Source organism: Myxococcus faecalis, from assembly GCF_050039385.1.
GTDB lineage: Bacteria > Myxococcota > Myxococcia > Myxococcales > Myxococcaceae > Myxococcus > Myxococcus fulvus.
On sequence record NZ_CP144336.1, the window covers coordinates 8,690,917 to 8,711,080 of the forward strand.

General features: G+C 68.7%; 21 protein-coding genes. 19 read left to right on the forward strand and 2 right to left on the reverse strand.

Annotation, left to right across the window (positions count from 1 at the left end; genetic code table 11):
- The first annotated feature begins 12 nt into the window (after window positions 1–12).
- Window positions 13–1,857, forward strand: coding sequence for an acyl-CoA dehydrogenase family protein (locus VZQ01_RS35165; RefSeq protein ID WP_223785403.1), 1,845 nt, complete (start codon window positions 13–15; stop codon window positions 1,855–1,857).
- A gap of 140 nt (window positions 1,858–1,997) precedes the next feature.
- Here VZQ01_RS35165 and VZQ01_RS35170 read toward each other — a convergent pair whose 3' ends face one another.
- Window positions 1,998–2,447 carry an ExbD/TolR family protein gene (locus VZQ01_RS35170; RefSeq protein ID WP_141324745.1) on the reverse strand — a complete coding sequence of 150 codons (450 nt, stop codon included), beginning with the start codon at window positions 2,445–2,447 and terminating at the stop codon, window positions 1,998–2,000.
- 19 nt (window positions 2,448–2,466) lie between these two features.
- Window positions 2,467–3,186: a MotA/TolQ/ExbB proton channel family protein gene (locus VZQ01_RS35175; protein ID WP_426745828.1), complete on the reverse strand. Its 720-nt coding sequence runs from the start codon at window positions 3,184–3,186 to the stop codon at window positions 2,467–2,469.
- Window positions 3,187–3,229: 43 nt separating this feature from the next.
- Between VZQ01_RS35175 and VZQ01_RS35180 the strand changes: the two genes are divergently transcribed.
- From VZQ01_RS35180 to VZQ01_RS35265, 18 genes are all read left to right on the forward strand, one after another.
- On the forward strand, window positions 3,230–4,060 hold the full coding sequence (locus VZQ01_RS35180) for a DUF4292 domain-containing protein (RefSeq protein ID WP_426745829.1): 831 nt from the start codon (window positions 3,230–3,232) through the stop codon (window positions 4,058–4,060).
- Between the two features lie 60 nt (window positions 4,061–4,120).
- Entirely contained in the window at window positions 4,121–4,882 is a 762-nt protein-coding gene (locus VZQ01_RS35185; RefSeq protein ID WP_141324748.1) for a cyclic di-GMP-binding domain-containing protein, MshE-related, read from the forward strand.
- A 9-nt stretch (window positions 4,883–4,891) separates the two neighbouring features.
- Window positions 4,892–5,875: a GspE/PulE/PilB domain-containing protein gene (locus VZQ01_RS35190; RefSeq protein WP_426745830.1), complete on the forward strand. Its 984-nt coding sequence runs from the start codon at window positions 4,892–4,894 to the stop codon at window positions 5,873–5,875.
- Complete coding sequence (locus tag VZQ01_RS35195; RefSeq protein ID WP_223751683.1) at window positions 5,872–6,897, forward strand: ABC transporter ATP-binding protein; 1,026 nt, start codon at window positions 5,872–5,874, stop codon at window positions 6,895–6,897. Before VZQ01_RS35190 ends, VZQ01_RS35195 begins: the two co-directional genes overlap by 4 nt.
- Entirely contained in the window at window positions 6,894–7,949 is a 1,056-nt protein-coding gene (locus tag VZQ01_RS35200) for an ABC transporter ATP-binding protein (RefSeq protein ID WP_426745831.1), read from the forward strand. Before VZQ01_RS35195 ends, VZQ01_RS35200 begins: the two co-directional genes overlap by 4 nt.
- A complete protein-coding gene (locus VZQ01_RS35205; RefSeq protein WP_141324752.1) occupies window positions 7,918–8,325 on the forward strand; it encodes a DUF2085 domain-containing protein in 408 nt (135 codons plus the stop codon). Before VZQ01_RS35200 ends, VZQ01_RS35205 begins: the two co-directional genes overlap by 32 nt.
- Window positions 8,326–8,440: 115 nt before the next feature.
- On the forward strand, window positions 8,441–9,040 hold the full coding sequence (locus VZQ01_RS35210) for an RNA polymerase sigma factor (protein ID WP_254043128.1): 600 nt from the start codon (window positions 8,441–8,443) through the stop codon (window positions 9,038–9,040).
- Window positions 9,037–10,470, forward strand: a complete 1,434-nt coding sequence (locus tag VZQ01_RS35215) for a zf-HC2 domain-containing protein (RefSeq protein ID WP_223785399.1) — start codon at window positions 9,037–9,039, stop codon at window positions 10,468–10,470. Before VZQ01_RS35210 ends, VZQ01_RS35215 begins: the two co-directional genes overlap by 4 nt.
- Window positions 10,471–10,566: 96 nt before the next feature.
- Complete coding sequence (locus tag VZQ01_RS35220; protein ID WP_141324755.1) at window positions 10,567–11,553, forward strand: TadE/TadG family type IV pilus assembly protein; 987 nt, start codon at window positions 10,567–10,569, stop codon at window positions 11,551–11,553.
- Window positions 11,554–11,568: 15 nt separating this feature from the next.
- Window positions 11,569–13,626: a TadE/TadG family type IV pilus assembly protein gene (locus tag VZQ01_RS35225; RefSeq protein WP_223751679.1), complete on the forward strand. Its 2,058-nt coding sequence runs from the start codon at window positions 11,569–11,571 to the stop codon at window positions 13,624–13,626.
- Window positions 13,627–13,646: 20 nt separating this feature from the next.
- On the forward strand, window positions 13,647–14,807 hold the full coding sequence (locus VZQ01_RS35230) for a TadE/TadG family type IV pilus assembly protein (protein WP_223751678.1): 1,161 nt from the start codon (window positions 13,647–13,649) through the stop codon (window positions 14,805–14,807).
- A gap of 19 nt (window positions 14,808–14,826) precedes the next feature.
- On the forward strand, window positions 14,827–15,588 hold the full coding sequence (locus tag VZQ01_RS35235) for a hypothetical protein (protein WP_248546473.1): 762 nt from the start codon (window positions 14,827–14,829) through the stop codon (window positions 15,586–15,588).
- A complete protein-coding gene (locus VZQ01_RS35240; protein ID WP_141324758.1) occupies window positions 15,585–16,406 on the forward strand; it encodes a hypothetical protein in 822 nt (273 codons plus the stop codon). The genes VZQ01_RS35235 and VZQ01_RS35240 overlap by 4 nt, the downstream gene beginning before the upstream one ends.
- The gene (locus VZQ01_RS35245; protein ID WP_046714745.1) at window positions 16,403–16,627 is read left to right on the forward strand and encodes a hypothetical protein; all 225 of its coding nucleotides are present in this window, start codon (window positions 16,403–16,405) and stop codon (window positions 16,625–16,627) included. The genes VZQ01_RS35240 and VZQ01_RS35245 overlap by 4 nt, the downstream gene beginning before the upstream one ends.
- Complete coding sequence (locus tag VZQ01_RS35250) at window positions 16,624–17,400, forward strand: hypothetical protein (RefSeq protein ID WP_223785398.1); 777 nt, start codon at window positions 16,624–16,626, stop codon at window positions 17,398–17,400. The genes VZQ01_RS35245 and VZQ01_RS35250 overlap by 4 nt, the downstream gene beginning before the upstream one ends.
- A 125-nt stretch (window positions 17,401–17,525) precedes the next feature.
- Entirely contained in the window at window positions 17,526–18,269 is a 744-nt protein-coding gene (locus tag VZQ01_RS35255; protein ID WP_267700366.1) for a hypothetical protein, read from the forward strand.
- A gap of 185 nt (window positions 18,270–18,454) precedes the next feature.
- Entirely contained in the window at window positions 18,455–19,270 is an 816-nt protein-coding gene (cpaB, locus tag VZQ01_RS35260) for a Flp pilus assembly protein CpaB (protein WP_046714742.1), read from the forward strand.
- A 39-nt stretch (window positions 19,271–19,309) separates the two neighbouring features.
- Entirely contained in the window at window positions 19,310–20,155 is an 846-nt protein-coding gene (locus VZQ01_RS35265) for a type II secretion system F family protein (RefSeq protein WP_141324761.1), read from the forward strand.
- Window positions 20,156–20,164: the final 9 nt, after the last annotated feature.

The following is a 20,164-nucleotide window of genomic DNA, read 5'->3' on the forward strand; positions in this document are numbered from 1 at the left end:
GCAGGAGTGGCCATGTCCGCCGGCATCAACACCTACAAGACCGACCTCCGAGAGATCTTCTTCACGTTGTTCGAGCAGTTCGGCTTCGGCCAGGTGGCCGGTCAGGCGCCGTACGACGCCTGGGGCCCGGACGAGGCGAAGGCGGTGCTGTCGGAGACGTACCGCTTCGCGCGCGAGGTGCTCGGGCCCCTCAACTCCGTGGGAGACCGCGAGGGCTGTCGGGTGGAGAACGGCTCCGTCTACACGCCCACGGGCTTCAAGGACGCGTGGAAGAAGCTCTACGAGCAGGGCTTCAAGACGGTGGCGGTCAGCCCCGAGCACGGCGGCCAGGGCGCGCCGATGATGCTGCAGGTGACGGTGGAGGAGCTGCTGTCGGGCGCCAACACGGCCTTCAACATGTACCCGGGCCTGTCCTTCGGCGCGGCCGAGGTCATCGCGGAGTGCGGCACGAAGGAGCAGCAGCACCTGTTCGTGGAGCGCATGCTCAACGGCACGTGGGGCGGCACCATGTGCCTCACCGAGCCGCACGCCGGCTCCGACGTGGGCGCGGCCAAGTCCACCGCGCGCCGCAACGGTGACGGCACGTACAACATCAAGGGGACGAAGATCTTCATCTCCGGCGGCGACCACGACATGGCGGAGAACGTCATCCACCTGGTCCTCGCGCGCATCGACGGCGCGGCGCCCGGCACCAAGGGCCTGTCGCTGTTCATCGTCCCCAAGCTGCGCATCGGCAAGGACGGCAGCTCGGGTGCGTCCAACGACGTGTCGGTGGGCTCCATCGAGCACAAGATGGGCATCAACGGCTCGGCGACCTGTGTGCTGAACTTCGGTGAGAACGACGGCTGTCTGGGCGAGCTCGTCGGCACCGTCGAGCACGTCGGCATGAGCCAGATGTTCAAGATGATGAACGGCGCGCGCATCGCCGTGGGCATCCAGGGCGTCGCGCTGGCGAGCGCCGCCTACTACAACGCGGTGGACTACGCGAAGGACCGCAAGCAGGGCTCCCACTTCACCAAGTGGAAGGACCCCACCGCGGCGCGCGCGGCCATCATCGAGCACCCGGACGTCCGCCGCATGCTGCTGGACATCAAGGCCCACGTGGAGGGCATCCGCGCGCTCATCATCAAGCTGGCGCACCACCTGGACAAGGCGCGGCAGCTGGCGGGCAAGGACGACGAGGCGGCCACCTACCACAAGGGCCAGGTGGAGCTGCTCACCCCGCTGGTGAAGTCCTACGGCTCCGACCAGTCCTTCCGCCTGTGCTCGCAGGCCATCCAGGTGTACGGCGGCGCCGGCTACATCCAGGACTACCCGGTGGAGCAGTACACGCGCGACTCGAAGATCTTCTCCATCTACGAGGGCACCAACCACATCCAGGCCATGGACCTGGTGGGCCGCAAGCTGGGTCAGGCCGGCGGCGCGCACTTCCAGCAGTTCATGGGTGACGTGGGCGCCTTCGTCGAGGCCAACCGCGAGCACGCCGTGTACGGCGAGGCCGTGAAGATCCTGGCGAGCGCCCAGGAGGCGCTGATGTCCAGCGCGATGACGGTGTTCGGCTGGTCGCAGGACGGCGGCAAGTTCCCGCTGATTCCGCTGTCCGCCAACCGCTTCCTCAACATGATGTCCGAGGTCGCCGTGGGCTGGCTGCTCCTGGACGCGGCGCTCATCGCGGAGAAGGCCAAGGCGGAGCTGTCCGCAGACCACCCGGACCGCGCCTTCTACGACGGCAAGAAGTACAGCGCGCTGTTCTACGCGCGCAACGTGCTGCCCAACGTGGAGCAGGCCGCGCGCCTCATCGCCCTCGAGGACACGTCCCCGATGGAGATCACCGACGCCGCGTTCGCGTCCGTCTGAGCGGGGAAGGCTCGCTCCTGGAGTCGAGGCGCCCCACGTGAATGGGGCGCCCGCCTGAAACACTCGAGGCCACCCTGGGGAGCCCAAGCTTCCCCGAGGTGGCCTCGATGCTTTCCAGCGGTGTGGCGTGGGCTGGCGCGTCAGTCGCCCTCGCGCACGCCGATGGCGAGCTGACCCAGGCCGGCCTTCTTCGCCAGCTCCATCACCTGGACGACGGTGCCGTGGGGCACGCCCTCGTCCGCCTGGACGATGACGACGGTGTCCGGGTCCTTCACCTTGGCCTCGTCGAAGGACTTCTGCAGCTCCTCCTGGGTGACGACGTTGCCGGCGAGCACGAAGCGGCCGTCGGCGAGCACCGCCACCGACAGGTCCGTCGTCTTCGCGGTGACGTCCGCCGCGCCGCCCTTGGGCAGGTTCACCTTGAGGCCCGCCTTGGCGCCGCCTCCCGGGCCCTGCTGGACGATGACCGAGCTGGTCACCATGAAGATGATGAGCAGCACGAGGAAGATGTCGGTGAGCGGGGTGATGTTGATCTCCGCGAAGACGCCTTCCTCGCCGTCGTCGGACCCCGGTGTCTTGCCCATGGCCATGGTGCGTTCCTTCCGGGCGTCAGGCCGGCTGCGAGTCGGCGCGGGAAGCGGCCGGGGTGTCGGTGCGGGGCGCGGGCTCCGGAGGAGGTCCGCCCGCGGCGCGCTCCTTGAGCAGCTCCGCGAACTCGTCGCCCATCAGCCGCAGCTCCACCAGCACGCGCGACAGCCGGGCCTGGAAGTAGTTGTAGAAGACCATGGCCTGCACGGCGACGAGGATGCCGACGGCGGTGGCCACGAGCGCCTCCGAGATGCCCGTCATCACCGCGGCGCTGCCGCCGGTGCCGCCCGCCTCCACGTCCAGGCCCAGGTCCTTGAACGAGCGCATGATGCCCGCCACGGTGCCGAACAGGCCCACGAAGGGCGTAATGGAACCGATGGTGGCGAGGATCCACAGGTTGCGCCGCAGCTTGAGGCCCACCTGCGCGCGCTCGCGCTCCACGGCGGCCTCCACGCCCGCGCCGCCCGAACCCCGGCTGCGCTCCCAGCGGTCGAAGCCCGCGAGGAAGATGTCGGCGGCCACCGAGTCGGAGCGCTCGGCGGCGGTGCGGGCCGCGGCCACGTCGCCGCGAAGCAGGTGCTTGCTGACCGCCTCGCCCAGCAGGCGCGAGCGCTCGCTCACCCCCCAGAGGGCGATGATGCGCTCGACGGCCACGACGAGCGCGGCGACGGAGGCCAACAGCAGCAGGGCCAGGGTGACTCCGCCCAGGCGGAGGTAATGCAGGATGTCGTTCAGGCTCATTGGTGGGTGACCCGGCAGGGCGCCATGGCCCAGACTAGGACATATGAACCGCGCAGCCGCCGCAATCTTCCTGGGAGTGCTCTGTTCGGGTTGCCCCAAGCGCATCGAGTTCGGCCCCGAGGGCCAGCTCACCGACGCCGAGGTCGTCTACGAGCGCGTCCGGGCGAACCAGGAGAACGTCGTGACGCTGGAGGGGGACGCGAAGCTGCGCGTCGAGTCCCCGCAGCAGAGCGGCACCATCGGCATGTTCCTCGCCGTCACCCGGCCGGCCTTCCTGCACCTGGAGACGTTCGACTTCTTCAACCGGCCCCTCGCCTCCCTGGTGGGGGACGGCTCGCGCTTCGGCCTGTACCAGGCCCAGACGCATACCTGGTACCAGGGGCCGGCGAGCCCCGAGAACGTCTCGCGCTTCCTTCCCGTCGTCCTGCCGGGTGAGGAGCTGGTGGCCATCCTCCTGGGCCAGGTGCCCCTCATCCCGCCCGAGCGCAAGACGCTGGAGCTGGACACGAAGGAGGGCGTCTACGTGCTCACGCTCCACCGGGGGGCGGCCACCCAGGTGCTACAGGTTCACCCCAAGTACTTGCGCGTGGTGCGCAGCCAGGTGCGGGGCGTGCCGGGGTACGACCTGGCGTTCGACGACTTCCTGGAGCAGGGCGGGCTCATCTTCCCGGGCAAGGTGGAGCTGGAGGCGAAGCAGGCACAGACGAAGCTCCAGGTGCGCTACCAGCAGATCAAGCTCAACGCCCGGCCGGACCTGACGCTCTACGAGCTGGCCCCGCCGGAGGGGGCCAAGGTCGTCGAGGTGGATGACTCCGGGCGTGAGCAGCCCGTCGGTCCCCCCGAGTCGCCGGCACCCCCGGCGCCGGGTTCCTGACCGGCCAGGCACGGAAGAAGAAGCGCGACGGCTGGACTCGGGTAGAGTGGCCCCCACGACATGGCACAGATCAAGCTTGGAGAATTGCTGATCAAGGCGAATGTGCTCCAGGAGAGCCAGCTCAAGGCCGCGCTCGCCGAACAGGCGAAGTGGGGCGGCAAGCTCGGTGAAATCCTGGTGCGGATGAGCCTCGTCTCCGAGGACATCCTGGTGCGGGCGCTGTCCAAGCAGCTCGGCATGCCGGCGGTCAACCTGGACGCGGTGCAGGTGGTCGCGCCGCACGTGAAGGCGAAGATTCCGGCGCAGACGGCGCGCGACTTCTCCGTGCTGCCGCTGCAGCTTCGCGACGAGGGAAAGACGCTGGTGGTGGCGATGTCGGATCCGCTCAACGTGCGGATGCTCGACGAGCTGCGCGCCGTGACGAAGTGCCGCATCATCCCCAACGTCGCCGGCCGCACCTCCATCGCCCGGGCGTTTGCTCGCATGTACGAGCAGAACATGGAGCTGGAGGACGCGGACACCAACTTCAAGGTGGTGGACGCCCAGGGCCGCACGGTGGTGAAGAACCTCAAGGACCTGGACCCGGCGGCGGCCGCTGTCGCCTCCGCTCCGGCGCCCAAGCCCGCTCCCGCCGCGCGCCCGGCACCGCCGGTCGCGGAGGCCCCTCGCGCGTCCTCGGGAGGTGGCAGTCCGGCGGACCTCCTGCGCAGCGTGGAGGAGGTGCAGCGCAAGGAGGTGGCGGCCCTGAAGGCGATGGTGGAGCTGCTCATCGAGAAGAACGTCTTCTCCCGCGATGAGTACCTCGCGAAGGTCAAGCGGTAGCTCTGCCTTATGCGCAAGAAGATTGGCGAGCTGCTCGTCGAGTCGGGCGTGGTGACGGCGGAGCAGGTGAGGGTGGCGCTCGGGCAGAAGGGCGCTCCGGGGAGCCTGCGGCTGGGCGAGGTGCTGGTGGCGCAGGGGGCGTGCGCGCCCATCCATGTCGCCCGGGCGCTGGCCGTGCAGCACGGGCTGCCCTTCATCGAGCTGCCGGATGAGATCGCGCCAGCGGTGTCGTCGCTGGTGTCGTTGGACTTCCAGGCCGAGCACCGGGTGCTCCTCTTCCGGATGGAGGTGGAGGGCCGCAGCGAGCGCGTCCACGTCGCCGTGGAGGACCCGGGGGATTTGACGTTGGTGGATGAGCTGCGCTTCCAGCTCCGCAAGCAGGTGCGGGTCTTCGTCGTCGCGTCGGACGACCTGGACACCGCGCTGGCCCGGGCGCGGGGAGAGCCGCTGGACATCGTCGAGGCGGAGCCGCTGTACGAGGAGGAGGGCGCAGGTCCTCTCCCCGTGGCCGCGGGAACGCCACTGGAGTGGGAGATGCCGGAGACGCCGAAGCCCCCCGCAGCGAGACCACCCGCCGCCGCCGCTCCCGCGGCCCGTCGGCCCGGGACGCCGCCGCCTCCGCCCGCCGAGGCCCTGGGCGGCGCCGGGGGCGACTCGCTGGATGACCTGCTCGGCGTGAAGCCTCCGCCGCCCCGGCCTCCGCCGCCTCCCGTGCTCGAGGCCGACGACGGCAAGCCGCGCGTCCCGGTGGTGATGTTCGGTGGCGCGGCGAAGGGCTCGCAGCCCGCGCTGGCGCTCACGCCCACGCCGGACTTCTCCGACGACGACCTGGCCATCCTGGATGACCTGGAGCGCATGTCGCGGGGCGACGAGGCGGTGCTGGACACGGAGAAGGTGAAGCCCGCGCGCATGGTGGCCAGCCTCATCCGCCTGCTCATCCGCAAGGGGCTCATCCAGGAGGTGGAGTTCCTGGAGGAGCTGGCGAAGAAGTGACCTCCGTCGCGTCGCCCTCGGCGGAGGGGCCCCTGCTGGACGTCCGGGGCCTCACCGTGGAGCTGTCGCGGGAGGAAGGCCCGGTGCGCGCGGTGGACGGTGTGTCTTTCGCGCTGCCTCCTGGCGGCACGCTGGGCGTGGTGGGTGAGAGCGGCTGCGGCAAGAGCCTCACCGCGCTGTCCGTGCTGCGACTCGCGCCCCAGCCGCCCGTGCGGGTGGCGGGCGGCGAGGTGCTCTTCGAGGGGCGCGATCTGCTGACGCTCCCGGAGGAGGAGCTGCGGCGCGTGCGGGGACGCCACGTGGCCATGGTGTTCCAGGAGCCGATGACGTCGCTCAACCCCGTCTTCACGGTGGGCGAGCAGATTTCGGAGGGCGTGAGGCTGCACCTGGGCGCCTCGCGCTCCCAGGCCCGCGAGCGCGCGGTGGAGATGCTGCGTCAGGTGGGCATCCCCGCGCCCGGCGAGCGGGTGGATGCGTGGCCTCATCAGCTCTCCGGCGGCATGCGGCAGCGGGTGATGATTGCGATGGCGCTGGCGTGCGACCCGTCGCTGCTCATCGCGGACGAGCCCACCACCGCGCTGGACGTCACCATCCAGGCCCAGATTCTCGACCTGCTCAAGCGCCTGCAGGCCGAGCGCGGCATGGCGGTGATGCTCATCACCCACGACCTGGGCGTCGTCGCGGAGAGCTGCGACACGGTGGTGGTGATGTACGCGGGGAAGGTGGTGGAGCACGCGCCGGTGCGCGAGCTGTTCGCCCATCCGGCCCATCCGTACACCGCGGGGCTGTTGCGCTCGCTGCCCGCGCTGGGCGGCGAACTCGACGCGAATGCTCGCGCTCCCAGGATGAGACTGAGGGCCATCCCCGGCATGGTGCCCGCGCTGGGGCGACTGCCCTCCGGCTGCGCCTTCCGCGAGCGGTGTGAGCGGGCCACCGAAGAGTGCGCGCGCGTGATGCCGGTGCTCGAGCTCAAGCGCGGCTCGCAGCGCGCGGCCTGTCATCATCCGGTGCCCGCGCCATGAGCCCCGTCGAGCCGCTCCTCCAGGCGAGGGATGTCCAGGTGCACTTCCCCGTGCGCGCGGGCGTGTTGCAGCGCGTGCGCGGCGCGGTGAAGGCGGTGGACGGCATCAGCCTGGACGTCTTCCGGGGCGAGACGCTGGGCCTGGTGGGGGAGAGCGGCTGTGGGAAGAGCACGCTGGGGCGCGCGCTGTTGCGACTGGTGGAGCCCACCGCGGGCTCCATCCGCTTCGCCGGGCAGGAGCTCACCGGCTTGTCCCAGCGCAGGCTGAGGCCGCTGCGTCGCCGGATGCAACTCGTCTTCCAGGACCCGTATGCCTCGCTCAATCCGCGCATGACGGTGCGCGAGCTGTTGGGTGAGCCCTTCGACATCCACGGCCTGGCGCGTGGTCCGGGAGAGAAGGAGCGCGAGGTCCTCGCGCTGCTCGACGCGATGGGCCTGCCGCGCGAGGCGTTGGGGCGGCTTCCCCACGAGTTCTCCGGTGGGCAGCGACAGCGGCTGGGCATCGCCCGGGCCATCGCGCTGCGCCCGGACCTGGTGGTGGCCGACGAGCCCATCAGCGCGCTGGATGTCTCCATCCAGGCGCAAATCGTGAACCTGCTGGTGGACCTGCAGCGCGAGCGCGGGCTCACCTATGTGTTCATCGCGCACGACCTGAACATCGTCGAGCACGTGTCCACGCGCGTGGCGGTGATGTACCTGGGGCGCGTCGTCGAGCTGGCCCCTTCGGACAGGCTGTATCGCCGACCGCGCCACCCCTACACGCAGGCGCTGCTCGCGGCGGTGCCGGTGCCGGACCCATCACGGACCCGGACGCGGCTGTTGGTACCGGGCGAGCCGCCCTCTCCGCTCGCGCCGCCTCCTGGCTGCACGTTCCATCCGAGATGTCCCCACGCCATCGAGCGCTGTCGACGCGAGTCGCCTCCGCTGTATCCCCTGGACTCGGGGCACTTCGCCGCGTGTTTCCTGGCGGAGGACGCATCCCAGCGGGCTGCTCCCACTCCACCTCCCGGAGGGACCGACGGTGTTCTGGCTCAGTCACCATCACCCGGATGAGTACAACCGCACGTACCTCTTCGGCGGGCTGAGGCTCTGCGCCCGCTGTCTGGGGACCTACCCGGTGATGCTGGCCGGGCTGGTGGCGCTGTTCGTGGCGCGCGCGCCGCTGAGCTGGTCCTGGGACGTGCCCGCCGTGCTGCTGCTCACGCTGCCCGCGCTGGTGGACTGGGCGGTGGGCCGCTTCCGGCCCGCGGCGGGCTCCAACGCGGTGCGCACCGCGACGGGGGTCCTGCTGGGCCTGGCGCTCGCACGCTCGCTGCACGTCCACCTCCAGCGTCCCCTGCCTGGTGTGCTCCTGGCCCAGGCGGCGCTGGTGACAGGGGTCGCGCTGCCTGTCATTCTGGCCACTTACCGGAGACCACGACCGGATTAGACCCTCGCGCGCCGTCGTCCGTTATGACGGCACGGGTTGAGGGTGGGCCGGAAGTGAGCGTGGCTCCACGAGCGATGGGGGAGAGTTGGGACCGGAGACCTCAGACGAGCGCCTGATGCTCGCCTTCCAGGCGGGGGACGCTCGTGCGTTCGAGGCGTTGGTGCGAAGGCATCGGACACCGGTGTTCAACTTCATCCTGCGCTTCGTCGGGCAACGCGCGCGGGCGGAGGACGTGCTGCAGGAGACGTGGCTGAAGGTCGTACGCAGCGCCGGCGAGTATCAGGCGAAGGCCCGATTCACCACCTGGGTCTACACCATCGCGAGGAACCTCTGTGTGGACAGCGCGCGCAAAGAAAGCTACCGCCAGGCCGCGTCCCTGGAGTCGCCGGTGAATGGTGCGGACGGCGAGGACGGCCGGGCGCTCGCGGACGCGCTGCCGGATGGTGGCGCCAGCCCCGAGCGCGGCGCGCACAACGCGCGGCTGCGGCCCCTGTTGGAGCGCGCCCTGGCGGCGCTGCCGGAAGAGCAGCGCGAGGTGTTCATCCTGCGTGAGTACAGCGGCATCCCGTTCAAGGACATCGCCGACGTGACGGGCGTTTCGGAGAACACGGTGAAGAGCCGGATGCGCTACGCGCTGGACGGCCTGCGTCGCCGGTTGGCCGAGCTGGGCGTGGATGGCGACCTCGTCGAGGATGGAAGGACGGTGGTGGGATGAAGCCGCAGAACCTCCATGCTCATGAGGACCGGCTCCTCGACTTCGCCTACGGCGAGCTCTCCACGACGGAGGCCCAGGCGGTGGAGTCCCATCTGCAGGGCTGCGTGCGCTGCACCCAGGCCCTGGACGACATCCGTGGCGTGCGCGTCACCATGTCGCAGCTCTCCGAGGAGCCCGCGCCGGACGCGGGCCTGGAGTCGCTGCTGGCCTACGCGCAGCAGTCCGCGCGCCGGGCCGCGGCGGGCCCCGAACCCAAGCCGTCCCGGTGGCGTCGCTGGTTCTTGCCCGTCGTGGGGCTCGCGTCGGTGGGTACGCTGGGCATCGTCTCGTTCATGGCCGTCTCGCCCGACTTGACCCGCCCCGACCTGAGGCAGGGGGAGGCCCAGGTGAAGAAGGCGGAGCCCACCTCCGTGGACGCCCCTCCGCCGCCCACCGCGGGCATGGCCCCGGCCCCCGCTCCGGCCGCCGCCGCGTACGCGGACTCGGCGCCGGTCGTCGATGGCGAGCTGGCGGAGGACCGGCTCATGCACGAGACCCGGCAGCGCGACGAGTTCGGCGAGCGGAAGAACCAGGTGGCCCGCCGCGCCGAGGACTGGGACCAGAACGGCAGCGGGGGTGGAATCGGCTCGGTGGGCCCTCGCGAGGCTTCCAGGTCCAAGTCGAAGGGCGCCCCTTCGTTGCCCACGGCCTCGCTCCCCGTCACATCGAAGCCCGCGCCGAAGGCCCTGGAGAAGCGCGCTCCCGTGAGCGACGAGCTGGAGGTTCCGCAGGGGAAGGTGGCGCGCCGGGAGCCGCTCCGGCTCGGAGGTTCGAGCGCGGCGAAGAAGGAGTCCAGCGCGGACCTGGACGACAAGTCGTCAGCGGACGTTGCTGCTTGGGAGGAGGCCGAGGGTGCCCCGGCGATGGAGTCCGCCGCGGAGTCGCTGCCCCAGGCCGTCGTCGCCCAGCCGCCGCCCGCACCGCCCCAGGATGATTCCGCCATCGAACGTTCGCTCGCCTCCAGGACGGCTCCGGCGGCCCCGGAGCCGACGAAGCAGCAGGAGGATGCCCTGGTGATGCGGCCCAAGAGCCCCAAGGCCGCCTCGACGGCTCCCGAGGCCGCGAAGGAGGACAAGGCCCGGGGCCCCTCCGTCCGTGAGCTGTCCCTCAAGGCCGAAGCCGCGTTCCGGGAAGGGGACCGGGCCCGGGAGGCGGGTCTCTTGAACCTCGCCCTGAACGCCGGGGCCTCCGGGACGGAGCGCATGGGTCTGCTCAACCGGCTGTGCGATGCCGAGCTCGCCCTGGGACGCCGACGTGAGGGGTTGGCCGCGTGTCGTCAGGTGATCCAGGAATCTCCGGGTTCCAGCGCCGCGCAGGCGGCCCGGCGACGCCTGAGCCGCGAGGCCGACTCGGCCGAAACCCCGGCCGAGCCTGCCCAACCCGCGCCGTAAGCCCGCGCGATTTTTCAATAAATGGGAGGCTGAAACCGTCCGGCGGTGTCCATTTGACCGATGCGTGCCGGAGGCGCTGATCGAGATAATGGCGCCATGGGAATGGAACAGGAAGAGCGGCCGCGAAAGGCGTCGGGCCGTCAATCCGGGCAGGCGGCGGTCGAAGCGGCGATGATCATGCCGCTCGCGGTCTTCATGACGCTGGGCATCATCCAGCTGACGCTGATTCAGCACGCGAAGCTGATGACCGAGTACGCCGCCTACCAGGCCGCGCGCGCCGGCGTCGTGTGGAACGGCAACAACGAGCGCATGCATGACGCGGCCATCGTCGCGCTGCTGCCGACGTTGGGGCGCACCGACGACATCGGCAACCTGGCGAAGACCTTCGCCATCCATCAAATCTACGACTCCGCGATGCGCACGCTGAACTTCGGCGGCGGCGTGGTTCCTCGCACGGTGAACGGCTCGAACCTGTTCGGCCTCATCCGCGTGGACACCATCAACCCGGCGTACTTCACGCCCATCGACACCATCTGGAAGCTGCGCAGCGGCTACAACTGGCAGGAGCTGGACTTCGACGGCGCGGACAGCTTCCCGGAGGTCCCGTCGCTGGAGAGCAACATCCGCAAGTTCTTCAACCTGCCGGAGCCGGACAGCTCCGAGCTCGTCTACCGGAAGGCCACGCGGCTCACCATCCGCCTGCGCTACTTCTATGAGATGAAGGTCCCGTTCGCGAACTGGATCATCTTCACGTCCTGGTACGCGTCCAACGCCCAGGTGGCCCTGCGCGGCGCCATCGACCGCGCGACGCTCGCGCCCCGGGCCAACATGATGTCCGACGGCGGCAACCTCACGCCGCTGGCCGCGATGGCCAAGGGCATCGACCACGAGCAGGGCTACAACTCGCTGTACCCCGCCGAGATGTGGGTGCTCTGGGGGCTCGCCACCGGCAGCATCCCGTTCGTCTCCAGTCTCGTCGGCAAGCGCTACTTCATGCCGCTGACGGCCACCTACACCATGCGCATGCAGTCCAACTTCCACCGGAAGTGGATCATGCACCTCAACCCCGACTGGGGCCTGTAAGAGGACGCACGCACCATGTTCACTCGAATCCTCCGACAGAGCTTCCAGCGCCAGGAGGGCCAGGCCCTCATCCTGGCCGCCTTGATGGTGCTGGTGATGTCCATCGCCGTGCTGACCACGGTGAACATCGGCCACACCGTGCATGAGCGCGTGCGCCTGCAGAACACCGCGGACGCCGCCGCCTACTCGATGGCCGCCATGGAGGCGCGCGCGTTCAACTTCTACGCGTACGCCAACCGCACGCAGGTGTCGCACTACGTGTCGGCCATGATGTGGCACTCGCTCATCTCGGTCATCTACTCGGCCGAGGCGTTCTTCACGGACCTGTTCGGGTTCATGAAGACGCTCAACCCGTGCGCCGGCAAACGCAAGAAGCTGTGGATCGTCTTGTGTCCCATCATCGAAGTGATTCCGTACGTGGGACAGGTCATCAAGGCCGTGAACAAGATCATGACCTTGTACAAGACGGTCTTCCTGCAGCCGTTCCAGCGCATCCTCAAGGCCGCCAATCCCGACAAGTGGTTGGGCAAGTTCCTGATTCCAGCGCATCGGGTGCTCAACGGCGCCATGTACTTCATGTCCCAGGCGGTGATGATGTCCGCGTCGACACACGTGACGCAGACGACGCAGGGCGTGCTGGATGCGAACGACACCAAGCTCAACTCGCTGGCCAGCCAGCTGGCGACGGGCATCTACAGCCAGTGTCTCTTCAGCCAGGCGCACAACTCGCACGCGGGCGGCAAGCCCCTGAACCCGGGCACGTGGAAGAACCCGTTCGGCGCGCTGGACGTGACGAAGTACAAGGCCAACGACGACATCGCCCGCGCCAAGCGCTCCATGGGCGGCATCACCAACGCCACGCGCTACGCGTGTGACCACGAGGGTGGCATCTGCCCCGAGCGCTTCACCACCTCGCGCGAGCTGGGTGACATCCTCCCGCTGCCGGACGCGCTCGGCTTCCTGCGCGACATGCTCAACAACGGCGTGAACGCTCCGGGCCTGATGGAGTTCAAGAAGATGGGGCAGACGCGCATGCTGTCCGCGACGTTCCCCACCGCGAAGAGCATCATGGATTCGCGCAACTACATCCGCGACTGGAACGACAACCTGAGCCCGTGGGGCATGACGGCGCAGGGTGACAACATGGGCGCGGACGACCTGTACTGGCTCAAGCTGGGCCCCGCCGAGGTCGACGTGGGCGTGGGCAAGGCGGACAACCCGCTGTCCTGCAACAACAAGGACCCGTACACGCGCTGCTTCGGTGACAACCGCAAGGGCCTCAACGACAAGGGCGGCATCAAGCTGCCGTACCGTCACACCATGAAGCCCAGCGTGTGGGCGCTCAACGACAAGGACACCGGCAGCGTCAAGGGCGGCGTCCACTGGCGCATCCACTACCCCCAGAACAGCGAGGGGTGGCGCAACCACCGCGCGCCCAGCGGCGCCGAGCGCGAGGTGGGCATCCACCGCGAGAAGGTCTGCGTCCTCCAGCTCGTCGTCTGCTGGTTCAAGGTGGACGTGTACACGGCCAACGTGCGTCCGGCCCAGGACGGCAACCACCCCTGGGGTGGCGTGACGCCGTTCATGCACTTCGAGCCCGGTCAGTACTCGGGAAGCACCTGCAACCCGATGGCGAACGCGGCGAACAACGCCATCGCCGAGCGCAAGTTCGACTTCAACCAGCCGTCGGCCTGGGTGGCGCTGAACAAGTCTCCCGAGGACGTGGTGAACAAGGAGAACGCGGACGGCACGGGCTCCAACGCGCCCGCGCTCCTCAACGACGACGGCAAGGTGAAGTTCTCCTTCACCGCGGACTCGGAGGGGCTGGAGATGCTCAACAACCGCAAGAAGTTCCTCAGCCTCACCGAGGGCCTCAACGTCATCTCGCGCGGTCAGAGCTACTACCACCGCCCGGGCAACTGGACCGAGCAGCCCAACTTCTTCAACCCATACTGGCGTCCTCGCCTGGCGTCCGTGTACCAGGGGCGCAACCAGCTCCCGGTCGTCGGCAGCATGCTGGACGCGCTGCCCGGCGCGCTCCAGGGCTTCGCCCCGAAGGTCATGACGCACTGAGGACCGCGATGAGAGCCCCCATGTCCCGCAAGAGTTTCCGGCGCGGTGCCGCCACGGTCGAGTTCGCGCTCTCCGTGCCGCTCCTCGTCATGATTCTGATGTTCAGCATGTACCTGACGGAGTTGGTCCGGGCGAAGCTGAAGCTCCAGGAGATGGCGCGCTACGCCGTCTGGGAGATGACCAGCTACTCCCTGTCTGACTTCGCCAAGGGCAACCACGACAACGCCTTCGAGGACGCACGTCAGGAGGCGCACACCGAACTGGTCGAGCGCTACAAGGACATGGACTCGGTGGAGCCCAACGGCACGGTGGGCACGTTCATCGCCCGCTACGGCAACGTGCAGGGCACCATCACCAACAAGGAGATTCCCTTCCTCGAGTCCGGGATGCTGGGCGGTCCCGGCAGCACGGGAGAGGGTGGCGGGCTGGGCGCCGGGGTGATTGGCATGCTCAACTCGGGCGCCGGCTCGGTGCTCAACATGTGGGGCTTCAACAACAAGGGATGGGTCGAGTCCGAAGTCACGATGAACTTCGACAACGTCATCATCCCGCGCAGCTACCTGGACGAGTCGGGGCAGGGCGGCTTCTTCAAGTCGGACACCTTCGGCGGGCAGGACCTGGCGAGCATCCCCATGCGCTCGCGCTACTCGATGTACGCCAACGGCTGGAACATGCCGGACGGCGGCGACGCGGTGGTGCGAGACAGGCGAGCGGGCAACCACCGCTCGGGCAGCGACCCGCACGGCATGCACGTGCAGGTGGGGCGGATGAAGTTCCTGGGCCTGACGCAGGCGCTGGATGGCAGCGTCGGCAGCGTGCTCAGCTTCCTGGGGAGCTTCCTGCCGAACTTCTTCGGCACCTATGTCGTCGCCCGCAACTACGGTATCGATCCCCAGCAGAAGGGGAACTGCAACGGCCTGACGGGGTACGACAGCTCGGCGAGCAGCGGTCTGCACGCGATGCGCGACCTGCTGGACAACGACCGGCCGGACTGCTTCGACACGGCGCCGTTCCGCGATGAGATGACGTACGGGGACAGCAACTACATCAAGCTGTTCATGGCCCGCGGTCCGCACTTCATGGGCTGCAAGAAGGCCATGGCCGACGACCCGTCGGACCCGGACGCCAACCAAGAGGCGACGAAGAAGGATGAGCAGGACAACAAGATTCGCTGCGAGTAGGGCCGCGGCCCTCGGGCTGGTGCTCGGCTGTGCGCTGGGGGCCTTCGGGCCGGCGCGCGCGGCCGAGCAGCAGGTGCCCGTGTATCCGGGCACCGTCCACACCCGCATCGGCAACGACCTGGTCATCGGCGGGGAGTACTACCGCCTAGCCTACTTCACCACGACCGACCCCATGAAGAAGGTGGTGGCCTACTTCGCGCAGAAGTGGCGCGACGAGGGCTACCCCACCGTGGTGGAGGGCGACATGGAGGAGGAGGCCGTCGTCTCCGCGCTCTTCACGCGCGAGGGCCTGCAGCGCGGGGTGGTGCTGCGCATGCACGCGGGCAAGACGGTGGGCTTCACGGCGCTGCGCGATTTGTGGTCGCGTCCGCCGAAGACGCCGCCGCAGGGCCTGGTCAAGCTGGAGGGCACGCTCTACAGCCAGGACCTGGCGACGCGCGACGACCCGGGCGGCTCGCAGAACCGCACGTCCCTGGTGACGGGGGACCTCAACGACGTGCAGCGCCGCGTGGACGCGGAGCTGGAGCGCCAGGGGTTCTCGCCGGTGCGCAGCACGGTGACGAAGCTGGGCGGTGGCACGCAGGTGACGATGGAGCACGCGCGCAAGGGCGAGCAGGTGATGACGACCATCTCCGAGGTGGACGAGGGCATGTCGACCGTCCTCCAGACCTGGGTGGGCTCGGACCGTCCGGACGCGGTGCCCAACGACGACGCGGTCCGCAAGAGCCGCGAGGCCTACGAGCAGGAGCAGAAGGCCAAGACGAAGGGGACGGGCAAATGAGGGCGACGTGGGCCGTCCTGGCGGTGGTGTTGATGGCGGCGTCGGCGCGCGCGGAGGAGAGCCCCGCGGCGCGCGAGGTGATGAACCACCTGACGCGCGGCGCGCGCAACACGCGCGTGGGGGATTGGGTGACGTACCGCTTCGACGGCGGCGCGGGTGGCCAGCGCATCTACTACTGGCGCATGGCGGTGGTGGGGGAGGAGAAGGACAAGCAGGGCCGGGACGCGGTGTGGGTGGAGATGGAGGCGGGCACGCACCCGGCCATGAAGTCGCCCCTGATGCAGATGCGCATGCTGGTGGCGCGCGAGGGCGAGCAGATCCAGTACGACGCCATCTCCCGGCTCTATGTGGGCGGCCCCACGGACCGCCCGCAGGAGTACTCGCAGGAGGCCCTGGACCACGTCATGAAGAAGATGGGGCAGGAGGCCAAGGACGACAAGCTGCCGCACCCGGACGAGGACAAGGAGCCGCTGCCCGCGGGGCTCAAGCCCGTGCTACGCTCCAGCAAGGAGATGCGGGTGATGACGCTGGCGGGGACGGTGTCGGCCGTGCAGATCGAACTGGTCGTGAAGAAGACCGTCGTCAAGCGGATGTGGATTTCCCGCGAGATTCCGTTGATGCAACTGGCGAAGATGGAGATTCCAGGCATCGCCCATTCGATGGAGGTGGCGGAGTACGGTATCGACGCCAAGCCGCGAATGGTGCTGCCGCCTCCGTCCGCCCCCAAGGTCCGCCTGGAGTACGCGGACCGTGTGTTCCCCAACCTGCCCGACATGGACGCGCCGCAGGACGCGGCCCCGGAGGAAGCCTCCCCATGAGCATCCCCAAGACGCAGCGCCGGCGCGCCTCCCAGCGCGGCCAGGCCATGGTCGAATACTCCATCCTCAACTGGGTCCTCGTCGTCGCGCTCATCATCGGCGGGTCGGTCAAGGTCCGGTGGACGGATGACGTGCAGTCGAACGTCATCGACCTGTTCATGCGCTCGTACCAGATCTACTACGACTCGTTTTACTTCGTGCTGAACCTGCCGTTCCCGTGACGGACCGGAGCACGGTGGGGGCGCCGTCCCCCTTGGGACTGAGGCTGGTGCACGCGGCCGCCTTCCTCGCGATGGCGGGGGGCGTGCTGTACGTCTCCGTCCCCGAATGGCGGCACGTCGTCGGAGTCCTCGGACACGCGTTCCATGTCGGCCCCCTGCCGCGCTGGACGCTGCTCGGGGGCTCCGTGGTGGCGGTGCTCGCGGTGCTGCGTCTGGTCTGGGCGCTGGTGCGCGGGCACTCCGCGCCGCTCTGGGCGTCGGGCGCGGTGCTGGTGGCCGTGGTGGGCGCGGTGGCGGCGGGCGACGGGCGGCCCCTGCGCGAGGCTCGCGCCGAGGAGACCGCCAACCTGTCCATCCTCCGCGTGGGGCGCCGGGTCCATCTGACGATGGTGCAGGAGCTCCAGGCGCACGGAGAGGTCCCCACGGAGCGTGGGGACTGGAGCACGGCCCTCGAGGTGGCGGGGCCCGTGAACGACCGCGTGCGCACGCGCGCGTTGAGCGCCGTGCCCATGCGGCTGGAGTGGCTGGAGTCGGATGACGACCGTCCCGCCACGCTGGTGCCTGGAGCGCTGTGGGTCCACGTCACGCCGGACGGAGTGGGCTTCAGCGTGCGCATGGTCGGCCTGCGGGAGGGCGAGCCCGCGATGCTGCTGGATGAGCGGGGGCGGGAATTGATTCTGCGCGGCCTCTACAATCCGGACCTTCCGCCCATGCAGCAGCCCTCGGCGTCGCCCCTCGAATCGCCGCATCCTTCGCACACTGCTGGACACTGACGCGTTCCTTGCGCGTCGGTGTTGCCGAGGACCCGGGACTCGGCGAGTCTCGGGATACCTCATGACGCAGTGGCTCGTGGCCGGAGGAGTCGCCTGCGCACAACGACGAGGACAAGGAGCGCGACATGGCGCATGCGGCCTGGAAGTGGATGGTCGTCGCGGTGGGTGTCGGGGCAGGGGTGCTGGCGTGCAGTGATGACGACGACGGGGGCGGTGGCGGCGGCGGGGATGGCGGCTTCACCTTCGACGCGGGCGTGAACCTGGTGCGGCCCGGCTTCGGCGAGGACCCGGGCCGGCCGGTGGGCAAGACGTTCGTCTTCCCTCCGGGCGTGGAGCTCGCCGGGGTGCCGTACGGCGCCAGCGACGCCACGAAGGACTGTGGCAACGGCGTGGCGCCCATTGGAACGGGGCCCGCGGTGCTGGTCTGCGTGCCGCTGCGCAACACCACGGGTAGCCCCGTCGAGGTGACGTTCGAGCCGGGACTGGTGGTGCTCAACACGGCGCCCAGCCGCATCCAGAACGGCATGCTCATCGGCCGTGAGCCCATCACGGTTCCCCCCACGGGCACGGGCCCCGGCGGCGTCGACGCGGGCACGGATGGCGGCAGCGAGGAAGAGGTCTTCCTGGTCCCGCTCCACATGTACTGCCTCAACGAGGCGCGTGGCCCCTCCGAGGAGGGGGGCACCTTCGAGCTGGGCCCCGTGTCCACGGACCCCGACATCGTGAGGCTGCTGCAGCTCCTGGAGAACAAGGTCATCGCCAACGAGGATGACGCCGACGTGGTCCAGGATGCGATCTACAGCATCACCGAATACAACGGGTTGACCGCCGAGGACCTCGCCGCCATCAACGGCCTCAGGAACCGTTGACGCAACCCAGCGATTCGACAGGGTTGGCGCGGGATTCTGTGCTGTCGCGGGAGGTGGTTTTGACACCTGCTGTATCGCACGGCTAACATCCCGCGCCGTCGGCGCCGATGTGCGCCTTTTTGGAATTCAACACCCCTCGACTTCGCCGCCGAACGGCGCCCCCCCGTTTTGGAGGTTCCTGAACCATGCTGAAGGGCAAGACTCCGCTCGTCGTCGCGCTCGTGCTCGGCCTTCTGGCCGGCGTCATCGCGTACTCCGCCATCAAGAAGAAGGAGGCGGATGTCCGCCGCGGTTGGAACCTGGTGCCCGTCGTCGTGGCGGCTCAGGATGTCCCCGAGGGTACGGTCATCACCTTCGAGATGATCTCCCAGCGCTCGGTCCCCGAGCAGTTCGTCACCTCGTCGGTGGTCCGTCCGGACTCGGCGTCGTACGTGGTGAACCAGAAGGTGCTGGTGGCCCTGCAGGCGGGTGACCCGCTGCTGTGGAGCCAGTTCGAGACGACCAAGGCCGCCGAGCGCCTGTCCTCGAAGGTCCAGAAGAAGATGCGCGCGATGACCATCGAGGCGAAGAACACCACCTCCGTTGGTGGCTGGATCCGCCCGAACGACCACGTGGACATCATCGGCACGTTCCGCGACCCGCAGACGGACGAGAACGTCGGCGTGACGCTGCTGCAGAACATCATCGTGGTGGCCACCGGCAAGATCACCGGCACCACCAACGTGAACCTCATCCCGGAAGGCCAGCGCGACTACAACAACGTGTCGCTGATGGTGCTGCCGGAAGAGGCGGAGATCCTCGTGCTCGCGGCGGAGCTCGGCGCGCTGACGCTGTCCTTGCGCAACGAGGACGACGTGGACCTCATCGAGGAGCGCGGCCGCGCGACCATCAGCACGCTCCTGTCGGGTGAGCGCACCCGCGTGCTGGAGGCCAAGCGCCGGGAGATCATCCAGATCATCAAGGGCAGTGGCGACAAGGCCGCGGCCGCGGGCGCCCAGTAGTCGGCGCCACGGCGCCCTCGTCCTCAGGGAAGCACGCCCATGCTCGCAGGAATCGTCCTCCTCCTCGTCACCGGCTCGGTCTTCTTCTTCAGCCTGGTGATCTTCAGCGTCCTCTCGAAGGCGTACGAGCAGTACCAGGAGCGCTACGTCGCCAAGTCGATGAACGACTTGAGCGACATGTTCCTGTTCATCGACGCGCGGCAGATGTTGGTCCTCAACATCGCCAGCATGTGCTTGCTGGGCATCCTCACCTACATCATCTTCAACCCCATCCTGGCGGTCATCGCCACGGTCTTCGGCTTCTTCCTGCCGATGATCATGGTCAAGCACTACCGCAAGCGGCGCATCAAGAAGTTCAACGTCCAGCTGGTGGACGCGCTGCAGGCGATGGCGAACGCGTTCAAGGCCGGCCTCACCTTCCCGCAGGCCATCGAGCACGTGGCGCGCGAGGCGATGCCTCCGCTGTCGCAGGAGTTCGGCCTGTTCGTGAAGGAAGTGAAGCTGGGCGTGCCGCTGGAAGAGGCGCTCATCAACATGGGCCGCCGGGTGGGCAGCGACGACCTGGAGCTGGTGGTGGTGTCCACCAACATCGCGCGCCAGCTGGGCGGCAACATGGCGGAGATGTTCGAGACCATCTCCACGGTGATTCGCGAGCGCTTCCGCCTGGAAGGCAAGATCGACGCGCTCACCTCGCAGGGCAAGCTGCAGGGGTGGATCGTCGCCGCCATGCCGGGCGTGCTCGGCATGGTGCTCAACTACATGCGGCCGGACCTGATGGAGCCCATGATGAACCACTACTTCGGGTGGATCCTCGTGGTGCTGATCGCCATCATGGAAGTGATGGGCATCCTCATCATCCGGCGCATCGTCAACATCGACATTTGAGGGGTGCCC

What these genes read in the sequence shown, in the direction of transcription:
- VZQ01_RS35225 (WP_223751679.1), top strand. Translation starts at nt 11,569, where the DNA reads ATGTTCACTCGAATCCTCCGACAGAGCTTCCAGCGCCAGGAGGGCCAG.
- VZQ01_RS35185 (WP_141324748.1), top strand. Translation starts at nt 4,121, where the DNA reads ATGGCACAGATCAAGCTTGGAGAATTGCTGATCAAGGCGAATGTGCTC.
- VZQ01_RS35210 (WP_254043128.1), top strand. Translation starts at nt 8,441, where the DNA reads ATGCTCGCCTTCCAGGCGGGGGACGCTCGTGCGTTCGAGGCGTTGGTG.
- VZQ01_RS35180 (WP_426745829.1), top strand. Translation starts at nt 3,230, where the DNA reads ATGAACCGCGCAGCCGCCGCAATCTTCCTGGGAGTGCTCTGTTCGGGT.
- VZQ01_RS35240 (WP_141324758.1), top strand. Translation starts at nt 15,585, where the DNA reads ATGAGGGCGACGTGGGCCGTCCTGGCGGTGGTGTTGATGGCGGCGTCG.
- VZQ01_RS35265 (WP_141324761.1), top strand. Translation starts at nt 19,310, where the DNA reads ATGCTCGCAGGAATCGTCCTCCTCCTCGTCACCGGCTCGGTCTTCTTC.
- VZQ01_RS35175 (WP_426745828.1), bottom strand. Translation starts at nt 3,186, where the DNA reads ATGAGCCTGAACGACATCCTGCATTACCTCCGCCTGGGCGGAGTCACC.
- cpaB (WP_046714742.1), top strand. Translation starts at nt 18,455, where the DNA reads ATGCTGAAGGGCAAGACTCCGCTCGTCGTCGCGCTCGTGCTCGGCCTT.
- VZQ01_RS35245 (WP_046714745.1), top strand. Translation starts at nt 16,403, where the DNA reads ATGAGCATCCCCAAGACGCAGCGCCGGCGCGCCTCCCAGCGCGGCCAG.
- VZQ01_RS35255 (WP_267700366.1), top strand. Translation starts at nt 17,526, where the DNA reads ATGGCGCATGCGGCCTGGAAGTGGATGGTCGTCGCGGTGGGTGTCGGG.
- VZQ01_RS35220 (WP_141324755.1), top strand. Translation starts at nt 10,567, where the DNA reads ATGGGAATGGAACAGGAAGAGCGGCCGCGAAAGGCGTCGGGCCGTCAA.
- VZQ01_RS35165 (WP_223785403.1), top strand. Translation starts at nt 13, where the DNA reads ATGTCCGCCGGCATCAACACCTACAAGACCGACCTCCGAGAGATCTTC.
- VZQ01_RS35230 (WP_223751678.1), top strand. Translation starts at nt 13,647, where the DNA reads ATGTCCCGCAAGAGTTTCCGGCGCGGTGCCGCCACGGTCGAGTTCGCG.
- VZQ01_RS35215 (WP_223785399.1), top strand. Translation starts at nt 9,037, where the DNA reads ATGAAGCCGCAGAACCTCCATGCTCATGAGGACCGGCTCCTCGACTTC.
- VZQ01_RS35190 (WP_426745830.1), top strand. Translation starts at nt 4,892, where the DNA reads ATGCGCAAGAAGATTGGCGAGCTGCTCGTCGAGTCGGGCGTGGTGACG.
- VZQ01_RS35200 (WP_426745831.1), top strand. Translation starts at nt 6,894, where the DNA reads ATGAGCCCCGTCGAGCCGCTCCTCCAGGCGAGGGATGTCCAGGTGCAC.
- VZQ01_RS35170 (WP_141324745.1), bottom strand. Translation starts at nt 2,447, where the DNA reads ATGGCCATGGGCAAGACACCGGGGTCCGACGACGGCGAGGAAGGCGTC.